Source organism: Fictibacillus gelatini DSM 15865, assembly GCF_000430745.1.
Classification (GTDB): Bacteria; Bacillota; Bacilli; order Bacillales; family Fictibacillaceae; genus Fictibacillus_A; species Fictibacillus_A gelatini.
In genome coordinates, this window is sequence record NZ_AUMP01000021.1 from 18,726 (window position 1) to 34,844 (window position 16,119).

General features: G+C 39.0%; 19 protein-coding genes. 6 read left to right on the forward strand and 13 right to left on the reverse strand.

The genetic code is table 11. From position 1 onward, the window contains the following. Window positions 1–23: 23 nt before the first annotated feature. The 6 genes from H538_RS23720 to H538_RS0111875 form a co-directional block, all read right to left on the reverse strand. Window positions 24–860 (reverse strand): transglycosylase domain-containing protein, encoded by an 837-nt coding sequence (locus tag H538_RS23720; RefSeq protein WP_051291453.1) that lies wholly within the window; start codon window positions 858–860, stop codon window positions 24–26. Between the two features lie 339 nt (window positions 861–1,199). Then, window positions 1,200–3,125, reverse strand: coding sequence for an ABC transporter permease (locus H538_RS0111855; protein WP_026677787.1), 1,926 nt, complete (start codon window positions 3,123–3,125; stop codon window positions 1,200–1,202). Then, a complete protein-coding gene (locus tag H538_RS0111860) occupies window positions 3,100–3,870 on the reverse strand; it encodes an ABC transporter ATP-binding protein (protein ID WP_026677788.1) in 771 nt (256 codons plus the stop codon). The genes H538_RS0111855 and H538_RS0111860 overlap by 26 nt, the downstream gene beginning before the upstream one ends. Window positions 3,871–3,992: 122 nt before the next feature. Next, window positions 3,993–4,649 carry a lysozyme family protein gene (locus tag H538_RS0111865; protein ID WP_026677789.1) on the reverse strand — a complete coding sequence of 219 codons (657 nt, stop codon included), beginning with the start codon at window positions 4,647–4,649 and terminating at the stop codon, window positions 3,993–3,995. A gap of 142 nt (window positions 4,650–4,791) precedes the next feature. After that, entirely contained in the window at window positions 4,792–5,778 is a 987-nt protein-coding gene (locus H538_RS0111870; protein ID WP_026677790.1) for a sensor histidine kinase, read from the reverse strand. Window positions 5,779–5,791: 13 nt separating this feature from the next. Then, window positions 5,792–6,481, reverse strand: a complete 690-nt coding sequence (locus H538_RS0111875; RefSeq protein ID WP_026677791.1) for a response regulator transcription factor — start codon at window positions 6,479–6,481, stop codon at window positions 5,792–5,794. Window positions 6,482–6,604: 123 nt separating this feature from the next. On the opposite strand from H538_RS0111875, the gene H538_RS26110 reads away from it, so the two are divergent. Next, window positions 6,605–6,763, forward strand: coding sequence for a hypothetical protein (locus tag H538_RS26110; RefSeq protein ID WP_154657967.1), 159 nt, complete (start codon window positions 6,605–6,607; stop codon window positions 6,761–6,763). A 92-nt stretch (window positions 6,764–6,855) separates the two neighbouring features. Here H538_RS26110 and H538_RS0111885 read toward each other — a convergent pair whose 3' ends face one another. The 3 genes from H538_RS0111885 to H538_RS0111895 form a co-directional block, all read right to left on the reverse strand. Further along, window positions 6,856–7,644, reverse strand: a complete 789-nt coding sequence (locus H538_RS0111885; protein WP_035350692.1) for a TatD family hydrolase — start codon at window positions 7,642–7,644, stop codon at window positions 6,856–6,858. A gap of 95 nt (window positions 7,645–7,739) precedes the next feature. Next, complete coding sequence (locus tag H538_RS26950; protein ID WP_281172187.1) at window positions 7,740–7,862, reverse strand: hypothetical protein; 123 nt, start codon at window positions 7,860–7,862, stop codon at window positions 7,740–7,742. A gap of 149 nt (window positions 7,863–8,011) precedes the next feature. Then, on the reverse strand, window positions 8,012–9,352 hold the full coding sequence (locus H538_RS0111895; RefSeq protein WP_026677793.1) for an Nramp family divalent metal transporter: 1,341 nt from the start codon (window positions 9,350–9,352) through the stop codon (window positions 8,012–8,014). Window positions 9,353–9,537: 185 nt separating this feature from the next. Between H538_RS0111895 and H538_RS26955 the strand changes: the two genes are divergently transcribed. Beyond that, entirely contained in the window at window positions 9,538–9,666 is a 129-nt protein-coding gene (locus H538_RS26955; protein ID WP_281172188.1) for a hypothetical protein, read from the forward strand. A gap of 11 nt (window positions 9,667–9,677) precedes the next feature. On the opposite strand, the gene H538_RS26465 is transcribed toward H538_RS26955, so the two are convergent. The 4 genes from H538_RS26465 to H538_RS0111920 all read right to left on the reverse strand — a co-directional run bounded on the left by H538_RS26465 (window position 9,678) and on the right by H538_RS0111920 (window position 12,482). Next, window positions 9,678–9,833 carry a hypothetical protein gene (locus H538_RS26465; RefSeq protein WP_169729206.1) on the reverse strand — a complete coding sequence of 52 codons (156 nt, stop codon included), beginning with the start codon at window positions 9,831–9,833 and terminating at the stop codon, window positions 9,678–9,680. After that, window positions 9,833–10,696, reverse strand: a complete 864-nt coding sequence (locus tag H538_RS23725) for a hypothetical protein (protein ID WP_051291454.1) — start codon at window positions 10,694–10,696, stop codon at window positions 9,833–9,835. The genes H538_RS26465 and H538_RS23725 overlap by 1 nt, the downstream gene beginning before the upstream one ends. A gap of 90 nt (window positions 10,697–10,786) precedes the next feature. Then, window positions 10,787–11,704, reverse strand: a complete 918-nt coding sequence (locus tag H538_RS23730; protein WP_211235568.1) for a DMT family transporter — start codon at window positions 11,702–11,704, stop codon at window positions 10,787–10,789. A gap of 58 nt (window positions 11,705–11,762) precedes the next feature. Continuing rightward, window positions 11,763–12,482 carry a helix-turn-helix domain-containing protein gene (locus H538_RS0111920; protein WP_026677794.1) on the reverse strand — a complete coding sequence of 240 codons (720 nt, stop codon included), beginning with the start codon at window positions 12,480–12,482 and terminating at the stop codon, window positions 11,763–11,765. A 105-nt stretch (window positions 12,483–12,587) separates the two neighbouring features. Between H538_RS0111920 and H538_RS0111925 the strand changes: the two genes are divergently transcribed. From H538_RS0111925 to H538_RS23735, 4 genes are all read left to right on the forward strand, one after another. Next, window positions 12,588–13,388 carry a DUF2935 domain-containing protein gene (locus H538_RS0111925; RefSeq protein WP_026677795.1) on the forward strand — a complete coding sequence of 267 codons (801 nt, stop codon included), beginning with the start codon at window positions 12,588–12,590 and terminating at the stop codon, window positions 13,386–13,388. A 120-nt stretch (window positions 13,389–13,508) separates the two neighbouring features. Further along, entirely contained in the window at window positions 13,509–14,048 is a 540-nt protein-coding gene (locus tag H538_RS0111930; RefSeq protein ID WP_026677796.1) for a hypothetical protein, read from the forward strand. 131 nt (window positions 14,049–14,179) lie between these two features. Continuing rightward, on the forward strand, window positions 14,180–15,034 hold the full coding sequence (locus H538_RS0111935; protein WP_026677797.1) for an ABC transporter permease subunit: 855 nt from the start codon (window positions 14,180–14,182) through the stop codon (window positions 15,032–15,034). Next, on the forward strand, window positions 15,031–16,050 hold the full coding sequence (locus tag H538_RS23735) for an ABC transporter permease (protein WP_051291455.1): 1,020 nt from the start codon (window positions 15,031–15,033) through the stop codon (window positions 16,048–16,050). Before H538_RS0111935 ends, H538_RS23735 begins: the two co-directional genes overlap by 4 nt. The last annotated feature ends 69 nt before the right edge of the window (window positions 16,051–16,119 follow it).

Here is a 16,119-nt window from a genome sequence, read left to right on the forward strand (position 1 = left end):
CCTTTTGTTTTAATGGTTTAGATTCATTGTGGTTGTATTGGCGACGGATTCAAAACGATAGGTTCTCTTAGTGCCGATTGCATTTCGGACTTTCGAATAATGCCGTAATCCAGCATTTTGTGCAATATGAGCTTTTGGCGTTCTTTTGCTTCGGCAAGATGGCGGTAGGGGGAATAATATTCCGGTGCCTTTGGCAATGCAGCTAGGATAGCCGCTTCACTCATATTGATCGTTTCTTTATTCGGGTCATTGGCTTTCACTGTTTTTCCAAAGTAGTAATTTGCGGCATTTTCGATCCCGTACTGTCCGTGGCCGAAATAGATCGTATTTAAATACATGCTAAGAATTTGTTTTTTCGTATAGCGGTGTTCTAAGTTCATGGCAATGACCATTTCTTTCATCTTCCGGCTCATCGTTTTATCATGTGTTAAAAATAAATTGCGGGCCAGCTGCATTGTGATTGTACTTCCACCCTGGACAAAATGACCGGCTTTCACATCTGCGACAGAAGCCCTGGCCATCGATATTGGATCTACCCCAAAATGATGATTGAAACGGTGATCTTCAATGGCAATAAAAGATTTCCATACATAATCAGGCATATGGTCTGTTGTGACAAAAGGTCGGTTTTGAAAAATTATACCGGACGTTTTGATCGTATTCGAAGCACTAAATACAGGCAATTTTTCATTATATATGAGAATATTTCCCGCTCCGAATATCGTATACCATAAAAGGTTAAGCAGCAATATGGCTAATGTTATAATGATCGCACATGTTTTAACAGCCTTCATTGTTCTCTTTGGTTTTTGAGCGGTAAGTACTTTTTGATTTTTAATTGAATGTGCGCAGTGGCTCACTGACATCCCCTCCGTCGCTTTTGCCAAGTTTTTATCTCGAGATATACATATAACTGAATGTCATCATAATCGCAATTAAGATCGTCATATAAACAAACATGATTTTATTGATTTGTTTCATAGTCCCACCCCATTTACCTTCATCTTTGTTTTCAGTATAAGATGGGAAGCGCAATCCTCCCATCGAATTTCCTTTCATCCGCCTTACACTTTTGTAAGAATTAAAAAAGGGCTAATTTCGTTGTAGTAAATGATAAACATGCATTTGCTGAAATGACCGGATATTATGAGAATGTATAGCGAAAATACAAACCGGAAGCGTAATTTTCGCTTCCGGTTTTATAAGACTTCTTTTAGATGCCGTAAATAACGGGATCGGATAAAGGAAAAGTAGAGAACTTGCGCAATGATAAAGCCAACTAAAACGGCCATTGTCTCGCGTACGATCGATAAGTGGAACAAGCTTTGCAAGGCGACAAATGCAAAGCAGCTGTGAATAATGGCTGCCATGATCGGAATAAAGAACATAAGGGCAAGTTCTGTTGTAGCAATTTTGCTCAATTCTTTTTCCGTCATCCCGATCTTGGCGATTGCCCTGTATTTCCGTTTGTCATTTTCTAAATCGGTATAGAGACGAAAATATAAGAAGCTTCCAGCCGCAATATAAAAAACGGCTCCAATAAGCAAACCGATAAATAACGACACATTATATAATTGCTTTGTCATCAAATAATCGCTTCCGGCTGAAGAAAAATAAAAGGCTGTGTCACCGCCTTTATCAATTATGGCATCTCTTTCGTCCGTAATTTTGGTTCCGATTTGGTTGGTCTCTTTCCAGTCCGCTACCTTATATCCGATATATTTTGCCCCAAACTTCGGATAGAAAGGGGTTTGGTTGGAAGGTTTTTTCACTTCAGAAAAAACTTTATCTGAAACCACAAGCAAATTTGATCCGAGAGAATAGGGCGAAAAGATCGGCTTTTTTACCGAACCATTTACATGAACGGTTCTATGGCTTTCTTTCAAGGTTACGTCTATCGGTTCATTTGTCAAATCGTTCCTTTGCTCAAAGTCGCTCGGAATGACGTGTGCTTCGTGATGTTTTAACGAAAGCCCGGGTACATTTAAAAGTCTGGCAAAACGGTTAAAATCGGATACTTTTATAAGCGTTACCGTATTTTTAGTTGTGGCACTCGTTTGCGATTTCACGGTTAATTCAGCTTTCGTATAGTGAAGATGATGATGATGTAAGTCATGTTCAATGATCGACAGGTGCCGCTTCTCTTTTGGATTTCCGGGATCGGAAACATAAGTAATGGCAAAAGGATAATTGATTTCATACATTTTCGTTAATGTGCCCATTGCCGCAAAGGCACCAACTCCACAAAACGCAACTGTCGATACGATGGTGACGAGAAAAAACATTCTTGCGTTATCCTTCATTCGATAGGCTAAATCGGATAGCACAATAATATTTGTTTGTTTTCGATAGAATCGCAAATTTTTCTTCAACACTCGAATGGTATAAACGGACAGTTGGTCAAATAAAAAGTATGTGCCGATGATGACAATAATGGGAACGATCATTATGCGTTGATTTAAGTTTTGTTCTGTTGTCGTACATGAAAGGGCATAACCGGAAATCAATAATACAACTGCAACTATAGAAAGGGTAATAGATGCTTTCGGTTCAGGCTTCGGCTTTTGGCTGCCGTTTAAAAGATCGATGATTTTGTTTGTTCGAATAAAAACGGATGTTAAGGTGGAAATAATTAGAAAGAGTGCGATAAAGCTTGCGAAAGTCAAGAGCACGGCTTTCCATGATAAGTAAAAGGGCATTTCATTTACATCAAGAATGCTTGCACCAATTAGGAGAAACGCTTTCGCAAATATAAGCCCAATACCGATTCCAACGATGATGGCAGCAGTACCGATCAACATGTTTTCCAAAAAGATTAAGCGATTAAGTTGTCTTTTTGTCATCCCGTGCATCATTAAAATGCCAAATTCCCTTTTCCGTGATTGGAGAAAAGCACTCACGGAATACAAAATAAAGAAAAAAGAAAAGACAAAAATAATGTATTCCGCTGCTTTCATTCCGCCTGCAGCATATTTCGAAATCATTCCTTTTTCAATATTTGGATGAAAGATAAACATCGCATAGACGAAGAAAATCATAACGGAAAAAGCGCTGCTCAAAAAATAAGCAGCATATGTCCGCGTTTTTCTCGTTACATTATTACATGCGAACTGACGAAAGGTCATAAGCGCCTCCACCAAGTAATGAAAGAACATCGATAATTTTTTGGAAAAAGGCCTGGCGGTTGTCTCCGCGATCGATTTCATTATATAATTGCCCGTCTTTAATAAAAATGACACGGTTACAAAAACTGGCGGCAAGCGGATCATGTGTTACCATCATCATTGTCGTTCCGTCATTTTTATTAATCGTTTCTAATAGTTCCATGACATCCCTGGACGCTTTAGAGTCAAGATTCCCCGTTGGCTCATCGGCAAGAAGCAATTTCGGAGAATGGATGATTGCCCGGGCGATTGCGGTCCGTTGTGCCTGGCCGCCGGATATTTCATACGTCCGTTTATTGAGGATGTCTGTAATTCCGAGCTTTTTCGCTATTTGAATTACCTTTTCATCCATTTCCTTTACACTTACGCCGTCTAGAGTTAATGGAAGAACGATATTTTCTTCCACCGTTAACGTATCGAGTAAGTTAAAAGATTGGAAGACAAAGCCTAATTCCCGCCGCCTGAACAATGCCAATTCATTTTTCTTTAATTCATGAGGATTTTTTCCCCCGATTCGTATTTCCCCTGTGGTGGGAGAATCGATTGTTGACACCATATTGAGCAGTGTTGTTTTCCCGCTTCCTGATGGGCCCATGACGCCGACAAAATCCCCATTTTCGATCGTTAAATCGATATCAGAAAGCGCTTTATAGGACACTTTGCCACCGTACACTTTGCTAAGTCCGCGAACTTTAAGAATATCCATTCGGATACCTCCTTCATGTAGATCAATCTTACCTTTAGTTTAGAGGAGATGATTAGTTTTCCCAATCGAAATAGCTTTCATTTTTCTTACATTCTTGTAAGATAAGAAACAAACCGGCGGACTTAAAAAGAGCCGTCGGTTTGGTTTTTACTTGCAGGAAGAGATGCGGTGATTGATTTGATGTTTTCCATGACTTTCGTACTATACGTAAAATCTCCGTAACAGTAAGGATAGCGAAAATTATGTTTATCGCCGCCGCAATTATATTGATCCGGTTTTTTATGAACTTGAATCAATGAAAATTGCTTTGCCAGCTGTTCATTATGCTTGCCGCCGTGTTTCTTTACAAAGTCAATATATCCGATTCCCATATTGTATGCCTGTATTACTGTCGCAAAGTCCACCTTTTCCTTTTTGCCATACGTTAGTGCTCTTTGAAAATGTTTCACACCACGGCGAATGCTTTCTTCAGGATTTTGGATGGCGTTCGGTTTTAGGCCGGCAGACTCGGAAGCTTGCATCGGGTCACCGCCTTTTCCTTTGCTTTCTTGTTGCATTACTGCGAGAAGGGTAGGTGTATAGTTTTGCAATTGATATTTGGCCAACTCTTTACGCAAAAATGGTTCGTATTTTTTTACATTATCATACGAGTCTTGTTCGTTTAAGCGATTGGCGACTTCTAGTGGAGACCGGATGGCTTTCAATACGATAAAAAAAGCAAATATAAACAAAACCATGACAAAAATGGTTTTAACTCTCTTCTTCCGTTTTCGTTTCATTTTTCTCTCCCAAACTTCATTCTTTTTAAACATTATAAAGCAAATAAATGATCAAAAAGGTGACAAATGAACGAGATCTCCCTTACAATTTTGTAAGGGAAAAGGAGCCTCGATTGTGGCATAGGCTCCTTTAACTGGAAATTTAATGATGGGCAAATGGAAAGGTAAGACGGGCGGTTGTTCCTTTGCCCGCTTCGGAATCTAAATCGATATGGTGGTTTAATTTTTCACATACTTCATGAACAAGGTATAGACCCATACCGGTTGACTCCTTAAATTTTCGTCCGTTTTCCCCGGTATAAAACGGACGAAAAACGCGGGATAAATCGGCTTTCGGAATACCAATTCCCCGGTCTATGACTTCCAATATTACGGATCGCTCTTTGGCATAAGCAGAAACAGTTACTTTCTCATGGCTTCCCGCTGAATATTTAATGGCATTCGACAGCAATTGGTTAAGGATAAATCGAAGCCATTTCGCATCGGATTCTACAGTTAACAAAGGATCAATGGTTACTTCGGGAAACACATGATTTCGTATAAACAGTTTTTTGTTTTCATGAATAGCTTTATCTACTATTTCATGAAGCCGGACTTGTTCCACCCGGAAATCATGTTCAAACACGCCAAGCCGTGCAACATATAGAACCATCTCTAACCCTTTTCGTATGCGGTCTGTTTCTTCAGCAATACTTTCAAAACGAGGATCATCGTCATCTTGAATTAACAGTTCGATGACGGAAAGAGGGGTTTTCATTTGATGAACCCATTGATTCATAAAGGTGAGGTGTTCACTCTTTTTCCTTTCCCACGTTCTTAGTTGGTTTTGATAATGCCGGTACTGTGTCTGAAGCAATTCATCAAGTGCGGCCGCTAACGGTGAAAAGCCGGTTTTTTGCGCAATTTCATCGAACGAATGCGGAGGATCGGATAATCGTTTATAAAACGCTCGATGGGTGAAATAACGGTACAATAAGTAACCGGCCAATAAACAAATGCCAAGAAATACCGAATACAATGCGGTTAATAAATGATGATAGCCATCAAGCCAATAAATAAGGAGTACGACAAACAATTGAACAATCGTAACTAAAATAAGTGGGACATGTTCTTTAAAAAATAGTTTCATGGTGATTCACCTTTCACCACGTGACATGGAAACGGTAACCGGCACCCCGAACCGTTTCAATCGCATCCGTAATCCCTAATTCTGAAAGCTTTTTCCGCACACGCGTAATATTGACATTTAACGTATTATCATCAACATACGATTGATCGTCCCAGAGCTTTTCTAAAAGCGTTTCACGGCTAACCACTCGAGGAAATCGTTTTAAAAGCGTTTCTAAAAGGACGGCTTCTTTTTTTGTTAATGATGTTACGATTTCACCGAGTTTAAGTTCCATCCGCTCGGGGAATAGGGTAAGCCCCGACTGCTCAACAATTCTCTCTTCCATTTTCGGAGCATATTCCCCATATGCTCTTCGGAGTTGGCTACGGATTTTCGCCATGACAATTTCAAAATGAAACGGCTTTGTAATATAATCGTCTGCACCGTTTTCAAGAGCCATTACTTGATCCATTTCCCCTGCTCGGGCAGAAATGAAAATAATGGGGCACGTCGAGATAGAGCGAATTTGGCGGCACCAATAGTAACCGTCAAAGCTTGGCAAATTCACATCCAACAACACTAAATTGGGCTGAACTTCATGAAAGTATTCAAGTACATGGTCAAAGTCTTTTGCGCTATATGCCTCATATCCGTATTTTTCAATATGGGACCTGAGCAATTCAGCGATTTTTGGATCATCTTCTACGATTAAAATTTTATTCATAAATAACTTCTCCTTTAAAAGTCTTACAAAAATGTAAGTCGGCTGAAAGAAAAATCGATAGGTGAAAAACAGGCCAGTAAGTAAAATGAAAGTAACAAAAACGAATGGGAGATGTTTTATCCGATGTTTATTATAGCACAACTAACTGTTTTTACATTTATTGCAGCAATTGGGGGTTCCGCCCTGTTGACAAAAGACGTGTTGGTTAATTTGAAGATGAAGGAAAGGAGCAGTCTTGTCGTTGACGAATGTAAGTTGATTTTTAGAAAAGAAGTTTATTGAAATGAAAAAAAGTAATTAAAGCTGATGTTTCTTCGTTGTGATAAGATCATCAGCTTTTTAATTTTGCATCTTTCAACATCTTATAGGTTACATTATTTTAAGTCATAAAACTGAATCGTATTTTCCATAATCCGTTCATACGAAGTTTTTAACGGTAAATTCTTAATTTCGGCAATCTTAGGAATGACTTCATGGATTATTTTCGGATGGGTCATCTTATGTGCGAACGGTCCCTCAAAAGGCCATGGACCATCGGTTTCAACCATCATTTGTTCTAACGGATATTTTTTCACTAGTTCCTGAATGTCTTTTTCATAAAAAACATCAGGAGTAATTGAGATAAAGTAGCCGTTGTTCATTAATCGCTTTGTCGTTGAAGCCGATCCTTTATACCAATGAAAATGCGCTTTTTTGATCCTGTGTTTTTCAAGCAATTCACATGTGGTCACCGCATCTTCATATACAGAGTGAAGGACAATCGGCTTATTTATCTCTTTTGCAAGAAGGATGAATTTCTCTAACAAATGAATGTAAGGTGCAAGCTCAAATTGACGATTTTCTTCTTCGGCTTTTGTTCGCTCATAATAAGGGAGCCCAACCTCTCCAATCGCAACCATTATCTCTTGATGCTTGAAAATCCATTGAAATAAAAGGTCGATATCTTTTTCGGAGGGAAGAGGTTGCTCCGGGTGAAAGCCAAAAGCGGGATAAATCTTTCCGGGATTGGCCTCAGCCAATTGATATGTATTCATGCATGAGCCAAGGTTCATCGATACGGCTACGACGCCCTTTATTTTATGTTCGCTGAGTTCGCTTATTATTTGTTCTTGAGCGGCTTTGTCATATTGATCCAAATGAAGATGGGCATCAATGCCATACATAATAGGCACTCCTTTAATCTTGGAATACATCAACTTTACCATACATAGCAATCTTAAAAAAGCACCGGGGAGCGAATTGATCCCCGGTGCTTAACTTATTTGTTCGGCTTCATCCGTTCCGCTCTTGGTTCAGCTGGAAGTTCAGTTTCTGCCGCGTGCTTCGGCGGTTGTTGTTCATGGCCTTTCCGCTTATGATGATAATGTTTGCCTCTAGCCATAAGTTTCAACTCCTTAATAAAAAAGGATGTTTATATTTTGACCAAAGTGCAATAGAAAAAAGCATGCCTTTTTGTGGCATCAGGAAGCAGGAATAAAATTTCAAATGTAGTGTATTCTTAACAACTAAAGAGAGGTTTAGACCATCTCTTTAAAAAAGTGTCGTCCATAGTAAATACATATTTAAAACAGCAATTAGAATGGCGATAAACCAGGCGAGGATTTTTAACCATGGACGGTTAACAAATTCACCCATTTTCTTTTTATCGCCTGTAAACATAACGAGCGGAATAACGGCAAAAGAAAGTTGGACGGATAAAATGACCTGGCTTAATATAAGCAATTCATTTGTTCCTTTTTCGCCATATAAAAAGGTGACGATGACCGCCGGTATGATGGCAATTAGACGCGTAACCAACCTGCGTAGCCATGGCTTCAGCTTAATGTTTAAAAATCCTTCCATAACAATTTGTCCTGCGAGTGTTCCGGTTAGGGTAGAGTTTTGTCCTGATGCTAATAGGGCTACCCCGAATAAGATGCTCGCAATGCCGCTGCCTAAGAGCGGAGTTAACAGTTTATACGCGTCCTGTATTTCAGCAACGCCTTTATGGCCCGTTTGATAAAAGGCGGAAGCCGCCAAAATAAGAATCCCGGCATTAACAAATAAGGCGAGCATAAGAGCAATTGTCGAATCCAGAGTTGCAAATTTAATCGCTTCACGTATCCCATTCGTTGAATTCTCGTATTTGCGGGTTTGCACAATCGAAGAATGCAAGTATAAATTGTGCGGCATAACCGTTGCCCCTAAAATTCCAAGGGAAATATAAAGCATGCTTGGATTAGAAACGATTTGCGAACTTGGAATAAATCCTTTCACGACTTCGGAAATCGCCGGTTGTGATAAAAACAGCTCAACAATAAAACATCCGGTAATTGTGGCGATTAATGCCATTACGAATGCTTCAATATAACGGAACCCTTTGTTTTGCAAGAGCATGACCAGCAAAATATCAAATGCCGTAATACACACCCCGTATAGGAGCGGAATATGGAACAAAAGGTTAAGGGCAATGGCCGAACCGATGACTTCCGCAAGATCACAGGCAGCAATCGCCGACTCACAAAGAATCCATAAAACAAAAGAGACCGGTTTAGAAAAATGGTCGCGACAGGCCTGCGCTAAATCCCGGCCCGTGACAATTCCGAGCTTTGCGGACAGGGATTGTAAAATAATTGCCATAATATTGGAAATTAAAATAACAAATAATAATGAATAACTATATTTTGATCCGCCTTCAAGGGACGTTGCCCAGTTCCCCGGATCCATATATCCAACCGCAACTAAATAGCCCGGGCCAAGAAACGCCAAAAATTTTCGAAGGAATCCCCCTCTTTTAGGGACGGGGATGCTTTGATGAACTTCTTGTAGACTGGCGGATTTTCGATTTTGCCTGAAGCCGCTATTGTCCATTATTTTTTTTTCTTTAAACATCGATCTCACCTACCTCAACGTACATTCTTGTTGTATCTTAACATTACTTTTTAATAAACACTACAATTATGATCATGTAATATTTTTTTGCCTCTGGTAAAATTATATTACAAAAAATTCCTTGTTCCAATGGGCGCTTTCTGGAAAAATTACTAATAAAACAAAATGAAGAGAGGAGAGGAACGATGAGAAGAAAAAGTGAAAAAGAAGAAAAACAAGGCGAATACCATTTGGGATTGGATACTGATGAGGATTTGCGGAAAAATGATTTTGTACCTGGTGAAAATGTGCAAGAAAACGAAGCGGGCATATAAAGATGCCCGCTTTAACTTGGACCTACTTCATCATAAGATAAAGTGGTAACTTCCGTATAATCTCCTTTTTTGATTTCTTCTTTGGTTGCATCCCGGTTCAATTCCTCCTGGTCATCCATGCCCGGTGCATATTTCGGCTCATTTTTTTCTTCATTTCGTTTTTTCATTAAAATTCTACTCCTTTTTTGCTTTTAGACTCTCCAAACTCAATGTTTGAAATTTTCCACGGATCTGTCAGTGAAAGACGCTCAACTGTAAAAAGAAGGTCAGTCTTTTCATTTCCTCTTTCACTCCAGTAGATCGATGCTTCAACGGGAATTTCCGTTTTTACTACAAACGACGGACGAATGCCATCTGTACGGATTTTATATTGGATCGCTGAAATATCTTTTGTGATCGAAAGGTAGTTTCTTTTTAGCTTTTGATTTTTTAAAGCCGGGAGTATAAAGCGTTCATCGCCTTGTTTGACACCTACTAAAAACAGGTTTACAACTTGCTTCGGTGTCGCCTTTTGGGCATAATCATCCAGTTTTCCTGCTGCTTTTATGATCATAAGCTGATGGGAAGGATCTTCATTTTTTGTCCGATGTGTGGTGCTCCCGGGAAAATGAATGCAGAAATGTCCGGGAAATCCATTGGCAAGAGCTCCGGCACCGTGTGGCATCCCATGCATTGAAGCGGCAATCATTTTTCCTTTGGCAGGAATTAAAATCGCCCGGCGCTTCCAGCTCCATTTTCCGTTAAATACGTGCTTCATTATCGTTGTATCTTTGTACGTCAATGGTTGGACATCCGCATGTTTATCCCCGGCCCGTCTTTGAACCATAAAATGGAATCCCGTTTCAAAATCAATAACTTCAAATTTTTTGCCTATTGGAAGCAATGTTTTCACTTTCTCCCACGGTATCATTTTTCCATGCTCAGTTATAGGAAAATAAGTAGGGGGTTTCTTATCCCTGGCAATGGTTTGATGAGAAATCAGCAAAAAAATGATGAAGGCAAATGCCATCGTTTTTTTCTTGTAGTTCATGATGTTCACCATTCTATCGAAGTGTGGTATTGCTTATTATGTAACCTTTCAACAGAATTCATCCGAATGAAAATCAAAAGAAGCGAAAAATCATTTCGCTTCGTGAGTGGTTTGTATGGAGGCTGGATTTAATGGTTCTTCTGCTTTAATGCTTTGATAAACACCAAAAATGATAAATAAACTGCCGATGAAGAAGGAAAGGGATAAATGTTCATCAAGTATGAGCCAGCCAAGAAGGCTTCCTACTACAGGCTGAAGGAAAAAATAAATTCCTGCCTGATGGGATGGTGTCAGTTTCAGCCCGACATTCCAGCAATGAAAAGCAACAGCCGTCGAAATGACCCCGATGTAACACACGCTTACCAGGATTGGCCAATCAAAGAGGTCATGAACATTCCACTGGCGCCATTCGATAAATACAGCGGGGAATGATAATAAAGTGGCAATCCAAATGCCGATCGTTGAAATTTGCAATGGTGAATAAATGGAAGATGCCTTTCTCGAAATGACGGAATAATATCCCCAGGAAATGGCGGCAATAAGCAGGATGATTTTGCCGGCCAGCATGCTTTTTCCATCGCTCCCTGGAAACCCGACGATAATAATGACACCGATAAAAGCGGCGAGCATCGCCATCCCTTGCTTAACGGAAAGCTTCTCTTTTAGTAAAATCATCGCAAATAGCGATAAAAAAAGCGGAGAAAGCGTAGTAATTAATGCTCCCAAATGGGCGGACGAATATTTTGTTCCGAAAAATTGCGCCGCGATCGATAATAAATAGCCAATAGCACCTACCTGAACAAATAAGCTCCAATGTTTCACACGTAAAGATTCACCCTTCTGAAAACAAATCAATGTTAAAATGATGGAAGCGATAAAGTATCGCAAAAAAAGCAGTGTCATCGGAGGCACGGTATAAAGGGCATATTTGCTTACCACATACATACCGCCCCAGATCCCCGCCGCAATGGATAAATAAATCGGTCCTTTCATTGATGATTTCACCATGATTTCTCCTCCTAAAACATTATTTTTATCCATTTTAAATGAATGGGGGAGGAGGATTTTAGCCGAAATTTTGATTATTTTTATCCAATTTATAGCGATTTGGGGTAATGCCTTTAAACTTTTGAAACAAACGTGTTAATGATGATTGATGTTCATACCCTACCAAATGGGCGATTTGCTGAATCGTATAGTTTGTATTGAGAAGCAAATGTTTCGCATGATTTACCCGTAATTTTTGAATGTATTTTACAGGGGTCATTCCCATTTTTTTATGAAACCATTGAATATAGTATGACGGTGAATAATTTTCCATCGCAGCTAGTTTTTCCAGGGAAATTGCTTCATTAAAATGGTTTTGGATGTATTGGATGGAAGGAGATTCTGGCTTCGGCGTGACCAGGCGTGCTGCATATTGGATAAGATCCTGAATTCTCGTTGCGGAATCTGCCTCCTCAAGCTCATTTAATAAAAGAAAACGAATAGATTTCCATTTATCATTAAGGGCAAGATAGCGTTCATTTTTAACATCATGTATTTGAAACATGCCAATCGGAATATCCAATACTAGAAATTCATTTCGTTCGTTTGCATAATATGTATGCTCACATTGTGGCGGCAAAATTAATAAATGTCGTTGATCAAGTTGTGAATCCTTTTGTCTTGTCTCCACATTTAATGTTCCTTTTAGCGGGAAAAGGATCTGGTAATAGTCATGTTCATGTGTATGTGGACGGTCTGAATAAATTCTTCGCTCGCAAACGGTTTGCCTGATGGACATAACGAATACCCCCTTCTATGTATAGTACAGTATATTAAAAATCTTTGGAATATCCTTTTTCTTTTTTGATACATATGAAAGGAGAAGGAAGGGGAGGGAGCAAAATTGGCGGGAACATCATTTGAACAGAGCGCCTTGTTTGAACATCGGTTTTGGCTGCAAATCCTCGGGGATCACTCCCGTTTTATTTTAGAAGGGCTGTCTGAATACGAAAAGACGGAAATTGCCCGGGCGAAATCGTTGAAGGAAGCATTTGACCGTTTACTGATTGAGGCAAGAGGAAGGCCGAACATCATTTCCCTGACACAAAAGGCTGAAAAATATACAAGGGAATTAAGGGAATATAAACTTCATCTTTTAGAACGAAAATTAAAAGGGGCGACGTCCATTCATTTATCGCCAAGCTTCTTTAATCATATGGTCAACGAACTAGACGAATATGTAATGATCCTCGATTATTTATTGAAACAAAAAACACCTCCAATTTTTCATGAACTTCATTATCATCTTGTCTGGCTGTCGGATGCAGCGTTCCATGCGGGCGCTGTTAATCAAAATATGGATATGGTCGAATATCGACTCAGAGAAAAGAGCGAGATGTTTGAAAAGCATTTTGAACATTTTTATTTAAAAGCGGTAGAAATGGCGGGTTATTTGCGAACAAATTTAGATACATTCCCGGCATTAAAAAGGATGAATAATGATGTCCAATTAGAAATGAAGTTGTTCAAAAAATTTTTAGAAGAGCTTGAGGAAATGGAGCTGTCTGCAGAGGTATTAGGGAATTTCACTGCCCTTATGGCGGATCATATGGCAAGGGAAGAGTGTTATTATTTAATGAAACTTTCTGAGTCGGCGGGGGTCGATCAACCAAATTGTGACCCGACAAAGCCAAGAACGGAATAAACCGGTGATACAACGTGAATCCATCCACCCGTAAATAGTGTGGATGGATTTACTACGAGACTCATAATTTTCATGATATCGGTCATACTAACTGGTATAAAAATACAAGGAGGCTCGGGCATGAAAATAAAAATAATGGCACTCTCAGTAGCAGTGTTTTTGATGTTGGGAGGTTTCAGCTTTAAAGCGGGAGCTGAAACAAAGGTAAGACCGGTAAATCATCTCGATATGCACTATCATCATATGAAAAGCGGAACCTGGCTTTCCGAAGTTCACTTTTGGAACTATGTCGCCAATCACTACAATGAACTGGATAAAGAGCAGAAAGCGCATGTCGACAAGCGAGCAGAAAAACTGGCGAAACATTATCAAATTAAAGATAAGAATACAGCGGCTATTGCCAAACAAATTGTAAATAAAAAATTAGAATTACATAAAGCGCAAATTTATGAAATGGCCAAACGTGAAAAGATTGCGACGAAAAACAAATCGCTCAAACAAGTAATGAATGACATAACTGCAAAACGAACCAAAAGAATCAAAACGTTTTTACACAATAAAGCAAAAGCTTTAGGGATTTCAACGGAAGGGAAATCATTAAAGCAGATTTTCAGGGAGATTCACGAAAAAGAAATTCAAAAATACGGTTCTCCAAACTAAAGACGGCGGCATGCTGTCTTTTAGTTTGGGGCTTTTTTATAATTGGCGTTTCTTAATAGTAGAAAAAATGAATGAAAATTTGTTTTATATACGTCTAATCTAAAAGAGGGAGATAAAAAAGGGGGAGCGCCATGAAGATCTTGCTGAAAATGATTATTCAATGGATTTTAACCGTTGTTTCGATTATTTTAATCAGCGGTTTACCGGCACTTATTATGCAGAAGGATTTCAGGCTTTATGTTCAAAAGGTGAAGGAGGTAGCGTTATGGTTATATAGGGCAGGGGACATGACGTATTTTTATAAAGGAAGGGAGATGCCGCTTTTTCCGGAGGTTTTAAGCCCGTACTTTTATTCAATAACGATTTTAATCATTTCATTACTTTTGGCATATGTAATGGCTCAACTATTAACATGGGTAACGCTGTTGTTGCCTACTTTTCTAAGAAAATTAATTAAAAATGTGCTTACATTTTTTGAGTCATTGCCAGATTTGCTTGTATTTGCCCTTATGCAAATTTTTATCGTCTATTTCTATAAAAAAACGCATATTTTGCTTTCAAATGTTGCGGCAATGGGTGAGCAGCGAATTTATATCGTTCCTATCGTTTGTTTGATGATTTTGCCGACGATTTATTTTTATAAAATGATGGTATTGCTTGCTGAAGAGGAAAGTCAAAAGCCATATTTCGAATTTGGCCGGGCAAAAGGGCTTAAGGATGTGTACGTTTATTTATTTCATGTCACGAGAAATACGCATGAAAATTTGTTTCACTTTTCGAAAACGGTCCTCTGGTTTATGATATCCAATTTGCTATTAGTCGAGTGGATTTTTAACATGAACGGTATTACCCATTACATGTACGATGATTTCCGGCCGGAAATTTTGGCGATTTGCCTTATTTTAATTGCAGTGCCGTTTTTCGTACTGTATGCCTTGCTGGAATGGCTTCTTTCCAGGAAGATGAAGGAAGAGGTGGCATTATGATTCGCAGCGTTAAATTTTGGATCGGATTATCGATTATACTCTTGTTGGTTACAGGGAGTTTCATTCATACGCTTTTCTTTGACAGCTATATTCGCCAGCAACAAATTATCTATGATAACCATCACAATGTGATCGGTGCCGCACCATTTCCTCCTTCGTTAAAGTTTCCGTTAGGGACGGATAAACTGGGCTATGATATCGGATTAAAGGTGTTGCAAGGAGCGAAATTTACGATCTGTTTTGCTGTATTGATTGCGCTTTTAAGAGTAATTATTTCATTATTTGTTGCGATTCCGTATGCGTTTTATATCCGTTCAAGTATGAGGTTGTGGCTTGAGAAACTATTAAGCTCGTTTTATTATGTGCCACTTACTATACTCGCAATCTTTATATTGACACCGATTTTACAAAATACAGTGAACGGTTTTCTTTACAGTTTTCCGATGCGAATCATTCTGGAAGTTGTTATTTTAACTGTCCTGGTTGTACCGTTAATTAGTGTCATGATTGGAAATATGATGGCGGCCTTAATGAAAGAGGAGTTTGTCGAAGGGGCGAAAGTCCTTGGGGCAAGTAAATGGCGGATCTTTCATAAACATTTGCTTCCCCATTTAGTGCCGAAAATGTTAATAGTTTTTACCCAGCAATGTGTCCAAGTTTTAATTATTTTTATCCACCTCGGGTATTTTAAACTGTTTTTTGGCGGCTCGTTTATTGATTTTAACCAGATGGCTCCTGATCCACCACGTTCTTTATCGAATGAATGGTCAGGATTGATCGGTAATTATTATATTGAAATCTTTACCCATCCGTTTGTGGCAATAGGTCCAATCATCATGTTTGCGATCGTCATTTACGCTTTTAATTTAATCACAGAAGGGATGCAGACACATTATAGTCAAAACAAACAAATTTTGAAAAAAGGTAAGAAAAACAAAAAGGCAACTTTACAGCAGCAGCCAACTATAGAAAAAACAGAAAACAAATTTACATTCATTGATCAAAAGGGGGCATAGCGAAAAACAGTAAGGCAGTTTCGGTCAGCCTTTTCTTCTTCTAGAGATACTTAAACTCCCACCTCTCAC

Excerpts from the sequence above, each read along its gene's own strand:
- H538_RS0111855 (WP_026677787.1), bottom strand. The coding sequence starts at position 3,125 with ATGACCTTTCGTCAGTTCGCATGTAATAATGTAACGAGAAAAACGCGG.
- H538_RS0111860 (WP_026677788.1), bottom strand. The coding sequence starts at position 3,870 with ATGGATATTCTTAAAGTTCGCGGACTTAGCAAAGTGTACGGTGGCAAA.
- H538_RS0111865 (WP_026677789.1), bottom strand. The coding sequence starts at position 4,649 with ATGAAACGAAAACGGAAGAAGAGAGTTAAAACCATTTTTGTCATGGTT.
- H538_RS0111870 (WP_026677790.1), bottom strand. The coding sequence starts at position 5,778 with ATGAAACTATTTTTTAAAGAACATGTCCCACTTATTTTAGTTACGATT.
- H538_RS0111875 (WP_026677791.1), bottom strand. The coding sequence starts at position 6,481 with ATGAATAAAATTTTAATCGTAGAAGATGATCCAAAAATCGCTGAATTG.
- H538_RS26110 (WP_154657967.1), top strand. The coding sequence starts at position 6,605 with ATGTTTATTATAGCACAACTAACTGTTTTTACATTTATTGCAGCAATT.
- H538_RS0111885 (WP_035350692.1), bottom strand. The coding sequence starts at position 7,644 with ATGTATGGCATTGATGCCCATCTTCATTTGGATCAATATGACAAAGCC.
- H538_RS26950 (WP_281172187.1), bottom strand. The coding sequence starts at position 7,862 with ATGGCTAGAGGCAAACATTATCATCATAAGCGGAAAGGCCATGAACAA.
- H538_RS0111895 (WP_026677793.1), bottom strand. The coding sequence starts at position 9,352 with ATGTTTAAAGAAAAAAAAATAATGGACAATAGCGGCTTCAGGCAAAAT.
- H538_RS26955 (WP_281172188.1), top strand. The coding sequence starts at position 9,538 with ATGAGAAGAAAAAGTGAAAAAGAAGAAAAACAAGGCGAATACCATTTG.
- H538_RS26465 (WP_169729206.1), bottom strand. The coding sequence starts at position 9,833 with ATGAAAAAACGAAATGAAGAAAAAAATGAGCCGAAATATGCACCGGGC.
- H538_RS23725 (WP_051291454.1), bottom strand. The coding sequence starts at position 10,696 with ATGAACTACAAGAAAAAAACGATGGCATTTGCCTTCATCATTTTTTTG.
- H538_RS23730 (WP_211235568.1), bottom strand. The coding sequence starts at position 11,704 with ATGGTGAAATCATCAATGAAAGGACCGATTTATTTATCCATTGCGGCG.
- H538_RS0111920 (WP_026677794.1), bottom strand. The coding sequence starts at position 12,482 with ATGTCCATCAGGCAAACCGTTTGCGAGCGAAGAATTTATTCAGACCGT.
- H538_RS0111930 (WP_026677796.1), top strand. The coding sequence starts at position 13,509 with ATGAAAATAAAAATAATGGCACTCTCAGTAGCAGTGTTTTTGATGTTG.
- H538_RS0111935 (WP_026677797.1), top strand. The coding sequence starts at position 14,180 with ATGAAGATCTTGCTGAAAATGATTATTCAATGGATTTTAACCGTTGTT.
- H538_RS23735 (WP_051291455.1), top strand. The coding sequence starts at position 15,031 with ATGATTCGCAGCGTTAAATTTTGGATCGGATTATCGATTATACTCTTG.